At 72.4% G+C, this 14,856-nt stretch carries 11 protein-coding genes, 1 tRNA gene and 1 riboswitch; of the genes, 9 read left to right on the top strand and 3 right to left on the bottom strand.

Translation table 11 applies throughout. The features are described from left to right. Positions 1 to 310: 310 nt before the first annotated feature. Entirely contained in the window at positions 311 to 955 is a 645-nt protein-coding gene (gene idi, locus ACIRRS_RS24470; RefSeq protein WP_402974451.1) for an isopentenyl-diphosphate Delta-isomerase, read from the top strand. Between the two features lie 11 nt (positions 956 to 966). Here idi and ACIRRS_RS24465 read toward each other — a convergent pair whose 3' ends face one another. Next, positions 967 to 1,458: an ATP-binding protein gene (locus ACIRRS_RS24465; protein ID WP_402974618.1), complete on the bottom strand. Its 492-nt coding sequence runs from the start codon at positions 1,456 to 1,458 to the stop codon at positions 967 to 969. A gap of 377 nt (positions 1,459 to 1,835) precedes the next feature. Here ACIRRS_RS24465 and ACIRRS_RS24460 point away from each other — a divergent pair. Next, a tRNA-Leu gene (locus ACIRRS_RS24460) sits at positions 1,836 to 1,920 on the top strand. 275 nt (positions 1,921 to 2,195) lie between these two features. Continuing rightward, positions 2,196 to 3,860: an APC family permease gene (locus ACIRRS_RS24455; protein WP_402974448.1), complete on the top strand. Its 1,665-nt coding sequence runs from the start codon at positions 2,196 to 2,198 to the stop codon at positions 3,858 to 3,860. 69 nt (positions 3,861 to 3,929) lie between these two features. Here ACIRRS_RS24455 and ACIRRS_RS24450 read toward each other — a convergent pair whose 3' ends face one another. After that, complete coding sequence (locus ACIRRS_RS24450; RefSeq protein ID WP_402974445.1) at positions 3,930 to 4,886, bottom strand: class I SAM-dependent methyltransferase; 957 nt, start codon at positions 4,884 to 4,886, stop codon at positions 3,930 to 3,932. 407 nt (positions 4,887 to 5,293) lie between these two features. Then, on the bottom strand, positions 5,294 to 6,793 hold the full coding sequence (locus tag ACIRRS_RS24445) for a glycine hydroxymethyltransferase (protein ID WP_402974442.1): 1,500 nt from the start codon (positions 6,791 to 6,793) through the stop codon (positions 5,294 to 5,296). A 20-nt stretch (positions 6,794 to 6,813) separates the two neighbouring features. After that, a riboswitch (ZMP/ZTP riboswitch) is annotated at positions 6,814 to 6,912 on the bottom strand. Between the two features lie 295 nt (positions 6,913 to 7,207). Here ACIRRS_RS24445 and ACIRRS_RS24440 point away from each other — a divergent pair. The 6 genes from ACIRRS_RS24440 (at position 7,208) to ACIRRS_RS24415 (ending at position 14,820) form a co-directional block, all read left to right on the top strand. Continuing rightward, positions 7,208 to 8,173: an ABC transporter permease gene (locus ACIRRS_RS24440; protein WP_402974439.1), complete on the top strand. Its 966-nt coding sequence runs from the start codon at positions 7,208 to 7,210 to the stop codon at positions 8,171 to 8,173. Between the two features lie 79 nt (positions 8,174 to 8,252). Next, a complete protein-coding gene (locus ACIRRS_RS24435) occupies positions 8,253 to 10,001 on the top strand; it encodes an ABC transporter substrate-binding protein (RefSeq protein WP_402974436.1) in 1,749 nt (582 codons plus the stop codon). An 80-nt stretch (positions 10,002 to 10,081) separates the two neighbouring features. After that, entirely contained in the window at positions 10,082 to 11,074 is a 993-nt protein-coding gene (locus tag ACIRRS_RS24430) for an ABC transporter permease (RefSeq protein ID WP_402974433.1), read from the top strand. 158 nt (positions 11,075 to 11,232) lie between these two features. Beyond that, on the top strand, positions 11,233 to 12,897 hold the full coding sequence (locus ACIRRS_RS24425) for a dipeptide ABC transporter ATP-binding protein (protein WP_402974430.1): 1,665 nt from the start codon (positions 11,233 to 11,235) through the stop codon (positions 12,895 to 12,897). A gap of 141 nt (positions 12,898 to 13,038) precedes the next feature. Continuing rightward, a complete protein-coding gene (locus tag ACIRRS_RS24420; protein ID WP_402974427.1) occupies positions 13,039 to 13,602 on the top strand; it encodes an EF-hand domain-containing protein in 564 nt (187 codons plus the stop codon). A 165-nt stretch (positions 13,603 to 13,767) separates the two neighbouring features. Continuing rightward, entirely contained in the window at positions 13,768 to 14,820 is a 1,053-nt protein-coding gene (locus ACIRRS_RS24415; protein WP_402974424.1) for a linear amide C-N hydrolase, read from the top strand. The last annotated feature ends 36 nt before the right edge of the window (positions 14,821 to 14,856 follow it).

Genomic DNA, 14,856 nt, shown 5'->3' with positions numbered 1-14,856 from the left:
GCCGGAACGCGGCCGGGGGCGCCGCGGTGGCCGTCGGAGGGCGCGGAGGTGATCCGAACGGAATTCGAACGGTTATCGCACGTGTCTTCGGGGCAAATCCGGCTTTCGGGGGAAGCTTCCGCCCGCCCGTGCCCGGACCGAAACTCCTCCGGGTCATGATCCGCCCGATTGTGCGTGTGTCCGGTGCTGGGCACCACCCATACGGCACACTTGACCCCCGGTGACGGCGCCGGCACCCCCCGCCTCGTCCGCCGCGCCCGGCCGGTCCGCCGGGCGCGTCCCCAATGGTCCCGCTCCCGAAAGAGGCCCCATGCCCCCCCAGAGTCTGCCGACCGACCCGACGCACTTCGCAGCGGAGATCGACACCGGTCTCGACGTGGAGACCGACGTCTCGGTGGCCGCCACCGGCGGCACGGGCGCCGAGATCCTGCTCGAGCTCGTCGACGACGAGGGCGTCACGATCGGCACCGGCGAGAAGCTCTGGGCCCACCAGCAGCCGGGCCGGCTGCACCGGGCCTTCTCGGTGTTCCTGTTCGACCGGCAGGGCCGGCTGCTGCTCCAGCGCCGGGCGCTGGGCAAGTACCACTCCCCCGGCGTCTGGTCGAACACCTGCTGCGGCCACCCGTACCCGGACGAGCCGCCGTTCGTCGCCGCCGCCCGCCGCACCGCGGAGGAGCTGGGCGTCGCACCCGCGCTGCTGTGCGAGGCCGGCACCGTCCGCTACGACCTGCCGGACGAGGCGTCCGGGCTGATCGAGCGGGAGTGGAACCACCTGTTCGTCGGGCTGGTCACCGCGCCGGTGGTGCCGGACCCGGAGGAGGTGGACGACTTCGCCTTCGTGACCGCGCAGGAGCTGCGGGAGCTGCGCGAGGAGCGGCCGTTCTCGGTCTGGTTCGAGACGGTCTTCGAGGCCGCGCTGCCGGGCATCCGCGAGATCGCCGGGCGGGACTGGTAGCCGCCGCCCGCTCAGTCCTCGGGCTCCGGGGGGACGGGCAGCGAGGCCCAGATCACCTTGCCGCCCTCCCCCGTGCGCTCCACGTCGCAGACCCCGCCCGCCTGCAGCGTCACGCTCTTGACCAGCAGCAGGCCGCGCCCGCCCGTACGGACGGTGTCGCACTCCAGGGCCTTGGGGTGGTACGGGTCGCCGTCCTCCACCGAGACCCGCACCCAGCCGCGGCGCACGGTCAGCTCGGTGGTGACCTCGGGGGTCAGCTCCGCGGCGTGCGTCACCGCGTTGCCCACCAGCTCCGAGACGATCAGCAGCAGGTCGTCCACCAGTTCCTGGTAGCGCACCCCGGTCATGCCCTGGGCGAGCAGCCTGTCCCGGACGGCGTGCCGGGTGAGCGGCACCGAGGCCTGCTCGGCGGGAACCGGGAAGCGCCAGACGCCCTCGGCCGGTCCGGCGCCCGCGCGGCGCGGGCCGCCGCGTCTCGGCTCGGCCTCCGCCGCCCCGCTGATCTGCTCCACGTCCAGCCGCCCTTCGTCCGCTCGTCCGCGACCCGGGGACCGTCCGGGAACCAGGCGTTCCGCTCGGGGCGCCCTCGGTGCACCGAGGCTAGGAGAGCCGCCCCCGCAGCCGTGGCACCGGCGACAAGTTGCCCGTGTCGGACCGGATGTGGCCACAACCGATCACGGCTCCCCCCGGAGTCGACCGCTTGCTTCGCGCTCGGCACCGCTTCGGCCCGGATTCGAGCGCACTGGCGAGCCGTCCCACCCGTCCGGGACGGCCCGGCCCTCCCCACCGGCGCAAACGCTGGTGAGAAGCACCCCGGAACCCTGGTAATGTTCTCTCTGTCGCCGAGGGGGCGAGAAGAAATCCCCGAAGCACACACCCCGTCCGGGTGGCGGAATGGCAGACGCGCTAGCTTGAGGTGCTAGTGCCCTTTATCGGGCGTGGGGGTTCAAGTCCCCCCTCGGACACAGCCGAATTCCCCGTGGATTCCCCCCAAGGAATCCACGGGGAATTTTCGTTTCCCGTCGCTCCTGTCGCAGCCCCCTTCCCGCCTGCACGCCGGCGTCCGAACAGCTCCGAATAGTTCGGACACGAGATGGCAACGATCGGGCGGTTTGATCTTCCTCTGAGGTATTGGCCCGATTTCCGCCCATAGGCTGCCTTCCGTTTGCCCGAAATAGCCGGGTGAATCGGTACAAACCACGACTCCATCCGATGGACCACGAGCGAGAGGACCGATACGTTGAGTGAGCCCGAAACGTCGACGGCGTCACACAAGAACTACCGCCGTTCCCTCGGCACGATCAGCCTCACCGCGGTCGGGCTCGGGTCGATCATCGGGTCGGGCTGGCTCTTCGGCGCCGAGCGCGCCGCCAGGCTGGCCGGCCCCGCGTCGATCCTGGCCTGGGTGATCGGGGCGGCCGTGGCGCTGACCATCGCGCTCACCTACAGCGAGCTCGGCTCGATGTTCCCCAAGGCCGGCGGCATGGTCCGCTACGGCCAGTACTCGCACGGCTCGCTGGCCGGCTACCTCGCCGCCTGGGCCAACTGGATCGCCATCGTCTCCGTGATCCCCGGCGAGGCCACCGCCTCCGTCCAGTACATGAGCTCCTGGAACTTCGACTGGGCGAAGGGGCTGTACGACGGCAAGGAGCTGACCCTCAGCGGGGTCGGGCTCGCCAGCGTGCTGCTCCTGGTCTACTTCGCGCTGAACTGGTTCGCGATCACGCTGTTCGCCAAGACCAACACCGCGATCACCGTCTTCAAGGTCGTCGTGCCGACGATCACCGCCGGCGCCCTGCTGTTCGCGCACTTCGACACCGGGCACTTCACCGACCACGGCGGCTTCGCGCCCAACGGGTGGAGCGCGGTCTTCACCGCCGTCGCCGTCTCCGGCATCGTCTGGGCCTTCAACGGCTTCCAGTCCCCGCTGAACATGGCCGGCGAGGCCCGCAACCCCGGGAAGTCGCTGCCCAAGGCCGTCATCGGCTCGATCCTGATCGCCCTGGTGATCTACGTCGCGCTGCAGATCGCCTTCCTCGGCGCCATCCCCGCCGCCGACCTCTCGGGCGGCTGGAGCAGCCTGTCGTACACCTCCCCGCTGGCCGACCTGGCCATCGCCTGGGGCATCAACTGGCTGGCGATCGTGCTCTACGCGGACGCGTTCGTCTCGCCGTCCGGCACCGGCATGATCTACGCCGCCACCACCTCGCGCATGATCCACGGCGTGCAGGAGAACGGCCACCTGCCCAGGCTCTTCGGGCGGGTCGACGCCAAGACCGGCATCCCGCGCCCCGCGCTGGTGCTCAACCTCGTCGTCGCCTTCGCCTTCCTCGCCGTCTTCCGCGGCTGGGGCTCGCTGGCCGAGATCGTCTCGGTGGCCACCGTGATCTCGTACATCACCGGCCCGGTCGCCGTGATGTCCCTGCGCCGCCTCGCCCCGGACCTGCCCCGGCCGGTGCGGCTGCGGGCCATGCCGGTGATCGCCCCGGTGGCGATGGTCTTCGGCTCGCTGGTGCTCTACTGGGCCCGCTGGCCGCTGACCGGCAAGGTCATCCTGCTGATGGCCGCCGGTCTGCCGATCTGGGCCTGGTACGAGCTGCGCAAGCCGTTCTCCGAGCTCAAGCCGCACCTCAAGGCGGGCGCCTGGATGGTGGCCTACCTGTTCGTGATGGCCGGCGTCTCCTGGGCCGGCAGCCGCGACTTCGGCGGGAACGGGCGCCTGCCCGAGGGCTGGGACCTGCTGATCGTGGCCGGCATCGGCCTGGCCTTCTACTTCTGGGGCGTCGCCAGCGCCTGGCCGAACCCCTCGCTGGCCGCCGTCCGGCGGGAGATCGAGGAGGAGGGGGCCCTCACGGCCGGCGCGCAGGACGACGCGCTGGTGGAGGCGTCCTCGGGGCGGGGCTGAGGCCCGTACGGGGAAGGGCCGGTCGGAGGATCCGACCGGCCCTTCCCCGTATCCGCCGCGCGCCCGCCGTCAGCCGCGGCGGGCGCGGCGGATGGCGGAGGTGACCACCGGCGGGAGCAGGTCGCGCACGGCGCGCTTGGCCACGTTCACCGGGCGGCGGCGGTCGGCGGCCCGGGCGCGGCGCTCGGCGAGGTCCTGCTCGGCCTCGCGCTGGGCGTCGGCGCGGGCCCGGCGGGCCTCCTCGGCGTCACGGCGGGAGTGGTGGCGCGAGACCCGGAACGGCTCGATGCCCTCGTTGCCGCCCGCCATGCGCACGGCCCGGCGGCCGTTGAGGGTCTCCACGCTCAGCTCGCAGCCGGGCGCGAGGCCGACCCGGTCGAGCAGGTCGCGCTGGAAGGGCTCGGGGTCCCCCCACGTCCCGTAGAACTTGCACTCGGTGAACAGGACGGGCTTGAGCCCGTGGTTGAACACGGCCTCCCAGGTGGCGGCGGCCACGCCGGGGGTGTGCTGGGAGCGGTAGTCGTCCAGGACGACGACGCCCTGCTCCTGGAGCGCGGTGCGGGCCACCTGGAGGTCGCCGACCACGTGCTCGTACAGGTGCGAGGCGTCGATGTGGATGAACCGGAAGGAGCCGGGGGCGACACGGCCGTCGGACAGGACGCTGGTCGGGGCCTGGATGATCTCCGGCAGGGACTCGAAGAAGGACAGGTAGTTGACCTCGAAGGCCGACCTGGTCAGCGTCTTGCGGTAGGAGAGGTCCATCTCGGCGGAGTTCTCGTCGTCGGGCGCGTCCGAGTCGAAGAGGTCGCAGACGGTGAAGGTCTCGCCGGGCTGGAGGTGCTCGCCTATGACGATGGCGCTGCGGCCGAGGTAGGCGCCCATCTCCAGCAGGTCGCCGGTGACGCCCGCCTTCTCCTGCCGGGTCAGGAACCAGTCGAAGGAGTGCCGGTCGTGGTCCCAGAACCACCCCGGGACGTCGTCCAGCACCGCCGGCTCGGCGGTCTGCTGCGGCTTGACACTGGTCACGGGTGACTCCTTAACGGCACGGATGTACGCGTACATGAAGCCTCAGCCTGCGACGGCTCGCCGTCGCGCGGGGGGCCCCGGATGATCACGGAGCGTGCACATCACGCGCCGAACCGTCGTCGCGTCGCCCCCCGACCGCCGAGTTCGCTGCAATCTACCGCCGACCTCCCGGTTTTGTGGAGCCTTTACGGCCATGGCTTTCACTGAACCTCCGTACCCGTTCCACTCGTTGGCCTGAGTGTGCCGTGAAGGATGACGGAGGGTGACCCCGGTGACGGAACCGGCTCGTACGCCCGGGCGTCCGGGCAGTGCGGCGGCCGGTACGGCGACCGGTACATCGACGGCGACCGGCGGCCCGCCCGGCCCGCCCGGCCCGCCGGGCGCGTTCGCCCGGCGGGCCCGCGTCGTCAGGCCAGGTCGACGCCCGGGTAGAGCGGGAACGGCGCGAGCAGGTCGGCGGCGCGCTTGGCGACGCCCTCGCTGACGGCGGCGTCCAGGGCGTAACCCGCCTTGGAGGGCGCGCCGTTGGCGGTGGTGGTCGGGGTGGCGGCGCGCAGCACGGTGTCGATCAGCGCGGCGATCTCGTCCATCTCGGCGGCGCCCAGGCCCCGGGTGGTCAGCGCCGGGGTGCCCAGGCGCACGCCCGAGGTGTACCAGGCGCCGTTCGGGTCCTGCGGGACGGAGTTGCGGTTGGTGACGATGCCCGAGTCCAGCAGCGCCGCCTCCGCCTGACGGCCCGTCAGACCGTGGCCGGAGACGTCCGCGAGGACGAGGTGGTTGTCGGTGCCGCCGGTCACCAGCGCCGTGCCGCGGCTCAGAAGGCCCTCGGCGAGCGCCCGCGCGTTGTCCACCACGGCCTGCGCGTACGCCCGGAACTCGGGGCGGCGGGCCTCGGCGAGGGCGACGGCCTTGGCGGCCATCACGTGGGAGAGCGGGCCGCCGAGCACCAACGGGCAGCCGCGGTCCACGTGTTCGGCCAGCTCGGCGGTGCTCAGCACCATGCCGCCGCGCGGGCCGCGCAGGGACTTGTGGGTGGTCGTGGTGACGATGTGGGCGTACGGGACGGGGTCGTTGACGCCGGTGAGGACCTTGCCCGCGACGAGGCCGGCGAAGTGCGCCATGTCGACCATCAGGGTCGCGCCGACCTCGTCGGCGATCTCGCGCATCCGCGCGAAGTCCACCAGGCGCGGGTAGGCCGAGTAGCCGGCGACCAGGACGAGCGGGCGGAACTCGCGGGCGCTCTCGCGCAGGGCGTCGTAGTCGATCAGGCCGGTGGCCGGGTCGGTGCCGTAGCTGCGCTGCTCGAACATCTTGCCCGAGATGTTGGGCCGGAAGCCGTGGGTGAGGTGGCCGCCGGTGTCCAGGGACATGCCGAGCATGCGCTGGTTGCCCAGCTCCCGGCGCAGCTCGGCCCAGTCCGCCTCGCTGAGGTCGTTGACGCTGCGGACCTTGGCGCGCTCCAGGGCGGGGCTCTCCACGCGCTGGGAGAGGACGGCCCAGAAGGCGGTCAGGTTGGCGTCGATGCCGGAGTGCGGCTGGACGTAGGCGTGGTCGGCGCCGAAGAGCTCGCGGGCGTGCTCGGCGGCGATCGTCTCGACGGTGTCGACGTTGCGGCAGCCCGCGTAGAAGCGGCGGCCGGCGACGCCCTCGGCGTACTTGTCGCTGAGCCAGTTGCCCATGGCGAGCAGGACGGCCGGGGAGGCGTAGTTCTCGCTGGCGATGAGCTTGAGGGAGGCGCGCTGGTCCTCGATCTCCCGGCCGATGGCGGCGGCGATGCGCGGCTCGACCTCGGCGACCACGTCGACGGCGCTGCGGAAGGCGGCGTTGGCGGCCGGGCTCGCGGCGGTGTGCGGGTGCGCCCCGGTGTCGGGCTGCGTCCGGGCGTGCGGGGCGGGCTGCTGGGCCATGGCGGTCTCCTGACGGGGATGCGGGCGGCCCAGGCGCTCGGCAAGTTCAGGCGTGAGGATTCACGGGGCCGTTTCCCGATGGTCGATTCCATCCGTGCGCGCCAGTCGCGGCCCACCGGGATCGTACCAATCGCGCGGGCGCTGTGGCGGAGGTCTCAGAATGCGGGACGAGCGGGGCGGTTTGGCGCTGTTTGTCCGTTCTTCCGTGACGGCCGTGTTGCAGCGAAATGAAGCCGCCACAATAGCCGAAACAATGCGTCCGGAATGCGGGAACGGTGATTTGCGAAGCCTCCCGGACATCCGCTCCAATGAGCCCCGGCGGTGGACGGGAAAACCCCCGGAAGCCGCCGTGGAAATACCCATCAGCGCACCCTCACCCACGGGGCGGCCGAGAATTCGGGGAGTACGCCTCTCATGGCAGTGGTCGACACCGTCGCAGTTCCCGCCCCACCCCGCGCGCCCGGCCTCCTACGCCGGCTGCTGCGCGACCGGGTCGGCGCCGCCGCCCTCGCCGTCGTCCTGCTGTTCCTGCTGCTGGCCGCGGCGGCCCCGCTCGTCGCCGCGCTCTACGGGAAGAACCCGGTCGAGCACTACGGCCAGAACACTCCCGGCCTGCTCAGCGACGGCGGGCTGCCGATGGCGCCCAACGGCGGCATCTCCGGCGACTTCTGGTTCGGCCTCGAGCCCGGCCTCGGCCGGGACGTGTTCACCCAGCTGCTCCACGGCATCCGCACCTCCCTGCTGATCGCCGGCGCCTCCGCCCTCGTGACCACCACGCTCGGGGTCCTCGCCGGGGTCGCCATCGGCTATCTCGGCGGGATCGCCGACCGGCTCTTCGGATTCCTGGCGAATGTGCTGCTCGCCTTTCCGACGCTGCTCCTGCTGCTCGCGCTCAGCCCGATCATCCAGTCCCGCCTGGTCGATCCGGGCAGCGCGGAGCCGGAATGGATGCAGTTCCTGGTGCTGATCCTGGTGTTCTCCGCGTTCGGCTGGATTCCGCTCGCACTTTCCCTGCGCGCCACCGTGCGATCGCTCCGGGAAAGGGATTTCGTGCAGTCCGCCCGGGCACAGGGCGCGGGCCGCTTCCACATCGTCGTGCGCGAACTGCTGCCGAACGTCCGCTCGCAGCTGCTGGTGCACGCGACCATGGCCGTGCCGACCTTCGTCGCCTCCGAGGCCGCGCTCTCCTTCCTCGGCGTCGGCGTCACCGAGCCCGTGCCGGACTGGGGGCGGATGATCGCCCGCGGCTCGGAGGTCTTCCAGGCCGACCCGACGTACATGGTCTTCCCCGGCGTGGCGCTGCTGGTCTTCGTCCTCGCCTTCAACCTGCTCGGCGACGCCGTCCGGGACGCGCTCGATCCGCGTTCCGCCGGCCGCTGAAGCCGCTCCGTTTTCCCTTCCGTTTTCCCACGTCAGTCGACCCCCGGCGCGATCCGCCGGGGCCGAGGAGAGAATCGCCATGCGCTGGACCAAACCGTCGCTCGCCGTCATCGCCACCGCCCTGCTGGCGACCTCCTGCTCGGCCGGCGCGAGCAACACCGGCTCGGGCGGCGCCCAGGCCAGGGACACCTCCCCGCTCACCGCCGCCCTCGGCACCGAGAAGGAGAGCGCCGGCCCCGCACCCGCCGTGGCCGGCGCCCGCTCCGGCGGCACCGTGAACGTGTACAACAGCACCGAGTTCCGCCACCTGGACCCGCAGAAGGTCTACGCCGGCGCCGCGTACAGCGCCTCGCTGCTCTGGGGCCGCCAGCTGACCCAGTACCAGGTCGTGGACGGCAAGGCGAAGCTCGTCGGCGACCTCGCCACCGACACCGGCACCTCCGCCGACGGCGGGCGCACCTGGACGTACCGGCTGAAGGAGGGCGTGGCCTGGGAGGACGGCAAGCCGATCACCTCCCAGGACGTCAAGTACGGCATCGAGCGCAGCTTCGGCAAGGGCTACGAGGTCGGCCCGCCGTACTGGCCGCTGTGGCTCACCGGCGAGGTCAGCTACGAGGCGGCGCGCGCCAAGTACGCGGGCCCGCAGGCCGGGGACCTCGACGCGATCCAGACCCCGGACGAGCGCACCGTCGTCTTCCACTTCCCGCAGCCGCAGGCCGACGTGCCGTACATGGCCGCGCAGTCCTCCTCCTCGCCGGTGCGCCGGGACAAGGACACCGGCACGGACTACGACCGGGTGCCGTTCGCCACCGGCCCGTACCGCATCGCCGAGCACGTGCAGAACACCCGGATGGTGCTGGAGCGCAACCCGGCCTGGAAGGCGGAGAGCGACCCGATCCGCAACCAGTACCCGGACAGGTTCGTGTTCACGTACGGCAGGGAGGCGCTGAACATCAACCAGCAGATCCTCTCCGGCCGTGACGGCGGCGCCGACGCCACGGTGGTCTCCGACGTGCTCTCCCCCGAGCTCTACCAGGCCGCCGACACCGACCCGAAGGCCAAGGAGCTCGTCGTCTCCGGCCGCCGGGGCGCCTACGTCACCCGGCTGCTGATCAACAACGACCGCGTGCCGGACATCGCGGTGCGCAAGGCCCTCAACCTCGCCTACCCGCGCCAGCAGGCCCGGCAGGTCCAGGGCGGCTCCCGGACCGGCGAGTTCGCCACCACGCTCAGCTCGCCCGCGCTGGTCGACTGGCAGAAGTACGACCTCTACCCGGCCAAGCCGGAGGGCGACCCGGAGGCCGCCAAGGCCGAACTCGCCAAGGCCGCCCAGCCCCCGGCGAGCCTCACCTACGCGTACAAGAACACCCCGGACGGGCAGCGCGTCGCCCAGGTGCTGGTGGACGGCTTCGGCAAGGCGGGCATCACCGTCGTGCCCAAGCCGATCGACCCCAAGGCGTTCTCGGACGAGGTCGCCCGCGCCGACTCCCCGTACGACCTGTACGAGTCGACCAACTCCGTCGACTGGCCGACGCCCTCCACCCTCATCCCCTTCTCCTTCGACGGCCGCACCAGCGCGGACTTCAACGAGACGCGCTACCGCAACCCCGAGGTGGACAAGGAGATCGACCGGATCAACCAGATCGGCGAACCGCGCGCCAAGGCCAAGGAGCTGTACGCGCTGGAGCAGAAGGTGATGAAGGACCTGCCGGAGCTGCCGCTCTACTACCCCAGCGTCAACCAGCTGCGCGGCTCCAACCTCGGCGGGGCGTTCATCCACCCGATCTACGGGACCGTCGGGCTGAGCTGGCTGTACCTGAAGTCCTGACCCCCGCCGCGCCCGCTCCCCTCCCGCCGGGGGCGGGCGCCCCCACTCTCCGCCGTCCCCTCGTCGAACCCGGACCGGACATGCTCTCCTTCGCCCTGCGGCGGACCCTCCAGGCGCTCGGCGTCCTGCTCGCGGTCTCCGCCGCCGCCTTCGCCCTCTTCTACGCCGCACCGGCCGACCCGGCCCGTGACGCCTGCGGCCCGCGCTGCGACGCCGGGCAGATCGCGGCGGTGCGCCAGAGCATGGGCCTGGACCAGCCGCTGCTCACCCAGTACACCCACTACCTGACCGGGGTCGTCGCCGGGCGGGACATCGCCGACGTCGACGGCTCGGTCATCCACTGCGACGCGCCGTGCCTGGGCTACTCCTACCGGCTGCACCAGCCCGTCACCGACGCCCTGGCCGACCACCTGCCCGTCACCCTCTCGCTGACCGCCGGGGCGCTGGCCGTGCTGCTGGTGCTGGGCCTGGGCACCGGGTTCGTCTCCGCGCTGCGCCACGGGCGGCGCACCGACCGGCTGCTCGCCGGGTTCACCCTCGTCGGCGCCAGCGTGCAGATCTACTTCCTCGGGTACATCGCGCAGTGGGCGCTGGTCTACTCCACGGGCCTGCTGCCGCTGCCCTCGTACACCCCGCCGGCCGAGGACCTCGGGGCCTGGGCGGGCGGGATGCTGCTGCCCTGGCTCGTCCTCGGGTTCGTCAACTCGGCGGTGTTCGCACGGCTTTCGCGCGCCCAGCTGCTGGAGACGATGAACGAGGAGTACGTGCGCACGGCGCGGGCCAAGGGGCTCGGGCGGCTGCGCGCCCACCTGAAGTACACCTCGCGCGGGGCGGCCGGGCCGCTGGTGCAGCTGCTCGGGCTGGAGGCCGGGGTGCTGCTGGGCGGGGCCGTGATCACCGAAACGGTGTTCGGGCTGAACGGGGTCGGGCGGTTCGCCGCCCAGGCCGTGGAGGGGCAGGACCTGCCGGCCGTGGTCGGCGCGGTGCTGCTGGCGGCCTGCTTCGTGGTCCTGTTCGTCGCGCTGGCCGACCTGGCGGTGGCCTGGCTCGACCCGCGCATCCGGCTGAACTGAGGGAGTCGACTCCGATGACGTCGCACGATTTCGCTGATTCCGTTGGCATCGCTGATGCCGCAGGTATCGCTGACACCGCTGATCTCGCTGATCTCGCTGGGGCTGCTGGGGCTGCTGACATCGCTGGTTCCGTCGACCGTTCCGGGGGTTCCGGCTGGGTGGTGGAGCCCGTGCTGAGCGTGCGCGACCTGACGGTGGCCTTCGCCGACCCGCGCGGCGGCGCGCCCGTGACGGCCGTGCGCGGGGTCTCCTTCGACCTCGCGCCGGGTGAAGTGCTGGGCCTGGTGGGCGAGTCGGGCTCCGGCAAGTCCACGGTCGGGCTGGCCGTCCTCGGCCTGCACGACCCCCGGACCACGACCGTCACCGGCTCGATCCGCCTGGGCGGGCGGGAGTTGACGGGCGCCCCCGAGTCCGAGCTGCGCGAGGTGCGCGGCGGGCGGGCGGCGCTGGTCTTCCAGGACGCGCTGACCTCGCTCAGCCCGTTCCACGGCGTCGGCGCCCAACTCGCCGAGATGTACCGGCTGCACCACCCGAGGGCCTCGCGCGCCGAGGCCCGGCGGCGGGCGGCGGAGATGCTCGACCGGGTCGGCATCGCCGCCGCCCGGGCCGGCGACCACCCGCACCGGTTCTCCGGCGGCATGCGCCAGCGGGTGATGATCGCCATGGCGCTGATGAACGACCCCCAGGTGCTGATCGCCGACGAGCCGACCACCGCGCTCGACGCCCGGGTGCAAAGCCAAGTCCTCGATCTGCTGGACGAGTTGCGGCGCGAGCACGGCACGGCCGTCCTGCTGGTCAGCCACGACCTGGGCGTGGTCGCCGGGCGGACGGACCGCACGCTCGTGCTGCGCGGCGGCTCGGAGGTGGAGTCCGCGCCGACCGCCGAGCTGCTGGCCGCGCCGCGCGAGCCGTACACCCGGGCGCTGGTGGGCGCGGCACTGCGGATGGACTCCGTACCGGGCAGTGCTCTTCCGACAGTTGACGATCCGTCACCGACCGCGCGGTTCCGGGTGCGGGAGGCTCCCGTGGGCCGGCCGGAGGGCGGGCGGTGGCTGGTGGAGGTCGAGAACCTGACCGTCCACTTCCCCGGGCGGCGCCGCCTGCCCTCGCTGCGGGCGGAGCCCGTACGGGCGGTGGACGGGGTCGGGCTGCGGATCGCGCCCGGGGAGACGCTCGGACTGGTCGGCGAGTCCGGCTCCGGGAAGTCCACCACCGCCCGGGTCCTGGCCGGGCTGCAGGCGCCCACCGGCGGGCGGGTGCGCTACGACGGGCTGGACGCCACGCGGCCGGACCGCGAGCTGCGCCGGCGGCTCAGCCGCGAGATCCAACTGGTGTTCCAGGACCCGTACGCCTCCCTCAACCCGCGCCGCACCGTCGGGGGCACGCTGGACACCCCGCTGCGGCTGCACACCCCGCTCGACGCGGCGGGGCGGCGCGAGCGGGCGGCCGAACTGCTGGAGCAGGTCGGCCTCTCCCCCGACCACCTGGACCGCCACCCGCACGAGTTCTCCGGCGGGCAGCGCCAACGGATCGGCATCGCCCGGGCGCTGGCGGCCGAGCCGCGGCTGATCATCGCGGACGAGCCGGTCTCGGCACTGGACGTCTCGGTGCAGGCGCAGGTGCTCAACCTGCTGATGGAGCTGCGCGAACGCCTCGGCGTGGCCTTCCTGTTCGTCTCGCACGACCTGGCCGTGGTGCGGCACTTCTGCGACCGGGTGGCGGTGATGCACCGGGGGCGCCTGGTCGAGACCGCGGACCGGGACCGCCTCTTCGCGGCCCCGCACACGGACTACACGAGGGGGCTGCTGGCGGCGGCGCACTAGGGGGTGCCCTGGACCGTTCTGCGCGGGTACGCCCGTTCAATCCTCGTTCGGCTGCACGGGGGCGGGCCCACGCGTTAGCGTGCTGGTGAGTGACATGTGCGTGAGGGTGCGCACGTAGCTTCCACCGCCCGAGGAGGCGCATTGTCGGACGACCTGCTCATAGCGAAGATCAACCACGGCTTCGACCACCTCGACGCCGACGGGGACGGACTGATCACCGAACAGGACCACGTGCTGATGGGGCACTCGGTCGCCCGCTCGCTGGGCCACCAGCAGGGGTCGGAGGCCGAGGCGGTCATCGTCCGGGCCTACCTCGCCATCTGGAAGGACCTGCACCTGTCCCGGCTGCCCGCCGGGACGCGGGTGGTCACCCGCGAGCAGTTCCTGCGCACGGCCGGATCCGTCGCGGACGATCCTGCAGCGGCCCTGGCCTGCTACGGCGCGCTCGCGACGGCCTTCCTCGCCGTCGCGGACTCCGACCGCAGCGGGACGGTCGACGCCGGGGAGTTCTTCGTCTTCCAGCGCGGCCACTTCGCGGGCCTCTCCCGCGACGACTCGGACGCGGCGTTCCGGCGCCTGGACCTGGACGGGGACGGGGTGCTCTCGGCGGAGGAGTTCCGGAGCGCGATCGTCGAGTACTGGACCAGCCGGGATCCGCGGTCGCCCGGCAACTGGTGGACGGGGACGGCTCCGTCGGAGCTCTGAGGGCCGGGTTCGCCGTGTTCCCCCGGGGGCGTTGAACGCGCAGAGTGCGGCTGCGCGGGCTTCGGTGGCCGCCACCACCGGCGCCCTGGCTTCCTGGCTTCCCGGCTTCCCGGCTTCCCGGCTTCCCTTGAGCCTAATGTCCGAATTGTGGCTATAGTTCCGGCCATGTGCACTCGCGTCTTGTGGCAGCGGGACGACCAGCCGGTGCTGGTCGGCCGGAACATGGACTGGAAGCAGAGCCTCGGCACCAACCTGTGGGTGCTCCCACGCGGCGTCGAGCGCGCCGGGATCGGGGCGCAGGACCCCAACCCGCTGACGTGGACGGCCCGTTACGGCAGCGTGGTGGCCGCCGCGTACGACGCGGCGACGACCGACGGCATCAACGAGGCGGGCCTGGCCGTGCACGTGCTGTGGCTGGCCGAGTCGGAGTTCGGGGAGCGGGACCCGGCGCTGCCGGCCGTGAGCGCGGCCTCCTGGGCGCAGCTGTTCCTGGACCGCTTCGCCACCGTCGCCGAGGCCGTCGCGCACCTGGCCGAGCACCCGTTCCAGGTACGCCCTCAGTACGACGAGCACTCGGACACCGTCTCCACCGTGCACCTGGGGCTGGACGACGCGGGCGGCGACAGCGCGATCATCGAGTTCCTGGACGGCACGCCGACGGTGCACCACGGCCGGCAGTACACCGTGATGACCAACTCCCCGCCGTTCGAGCAGCAGTTGGAGCTGCTGCGGCGCTACGAGGGCTTCGGCGGCGACCAGCCGCTGCCCGGCACCACGGCCGCCGCCGACCGGTTCGCCCGCGCCGCGTACTACGTGGAGCGCCTGCCCCCTGCGGGCGGGAGCACGGCGCGGGCGTACGCGGCGCTGCTGAGCGTGATGCGCAACGCCGCGCAGCCGTTCGGGACCCCGGACCCGCAGCGACCGAACATCTCGTCGACGATCTGGCGCACGCTCGCCGACCTGACCAACCGGGTCTACGTCTTCGAGTCCTCGTTCAGCCCGAACATCGTCTGGGTGCGGCTGGACGCGCTGGACTTCACCCGGGCGGCGCGGCTCGACCTCTCGGGGACGGACCTGGCCGACGGGGCCTCCGGCTCCGACGGAGGTTCCGGCTCCGACGGGGGCTCGGCTTCCGACGGGGGCGGGCTGAGCGACCTGGTGGGTGACGTGAGCGGGCGGTTCGAACCGGCGGAGGTGTTCGAGGCGCTGTCGGCGTAGCGGGGCCGTCGGCGACCGCTGACGGGCGGCGGGCAT

This window comes from Kitasatospora sp. NPDC101183, from assembly GCF_044767945.1.
GTDB lineage: Bacteria > Actinomycetota > Actinomycetes > Streptomycetales > Streptomycetaceae > Kitasatospora.
This window is presented reverse-complemented; position numbering and strand designations above follow the sequence as displayed.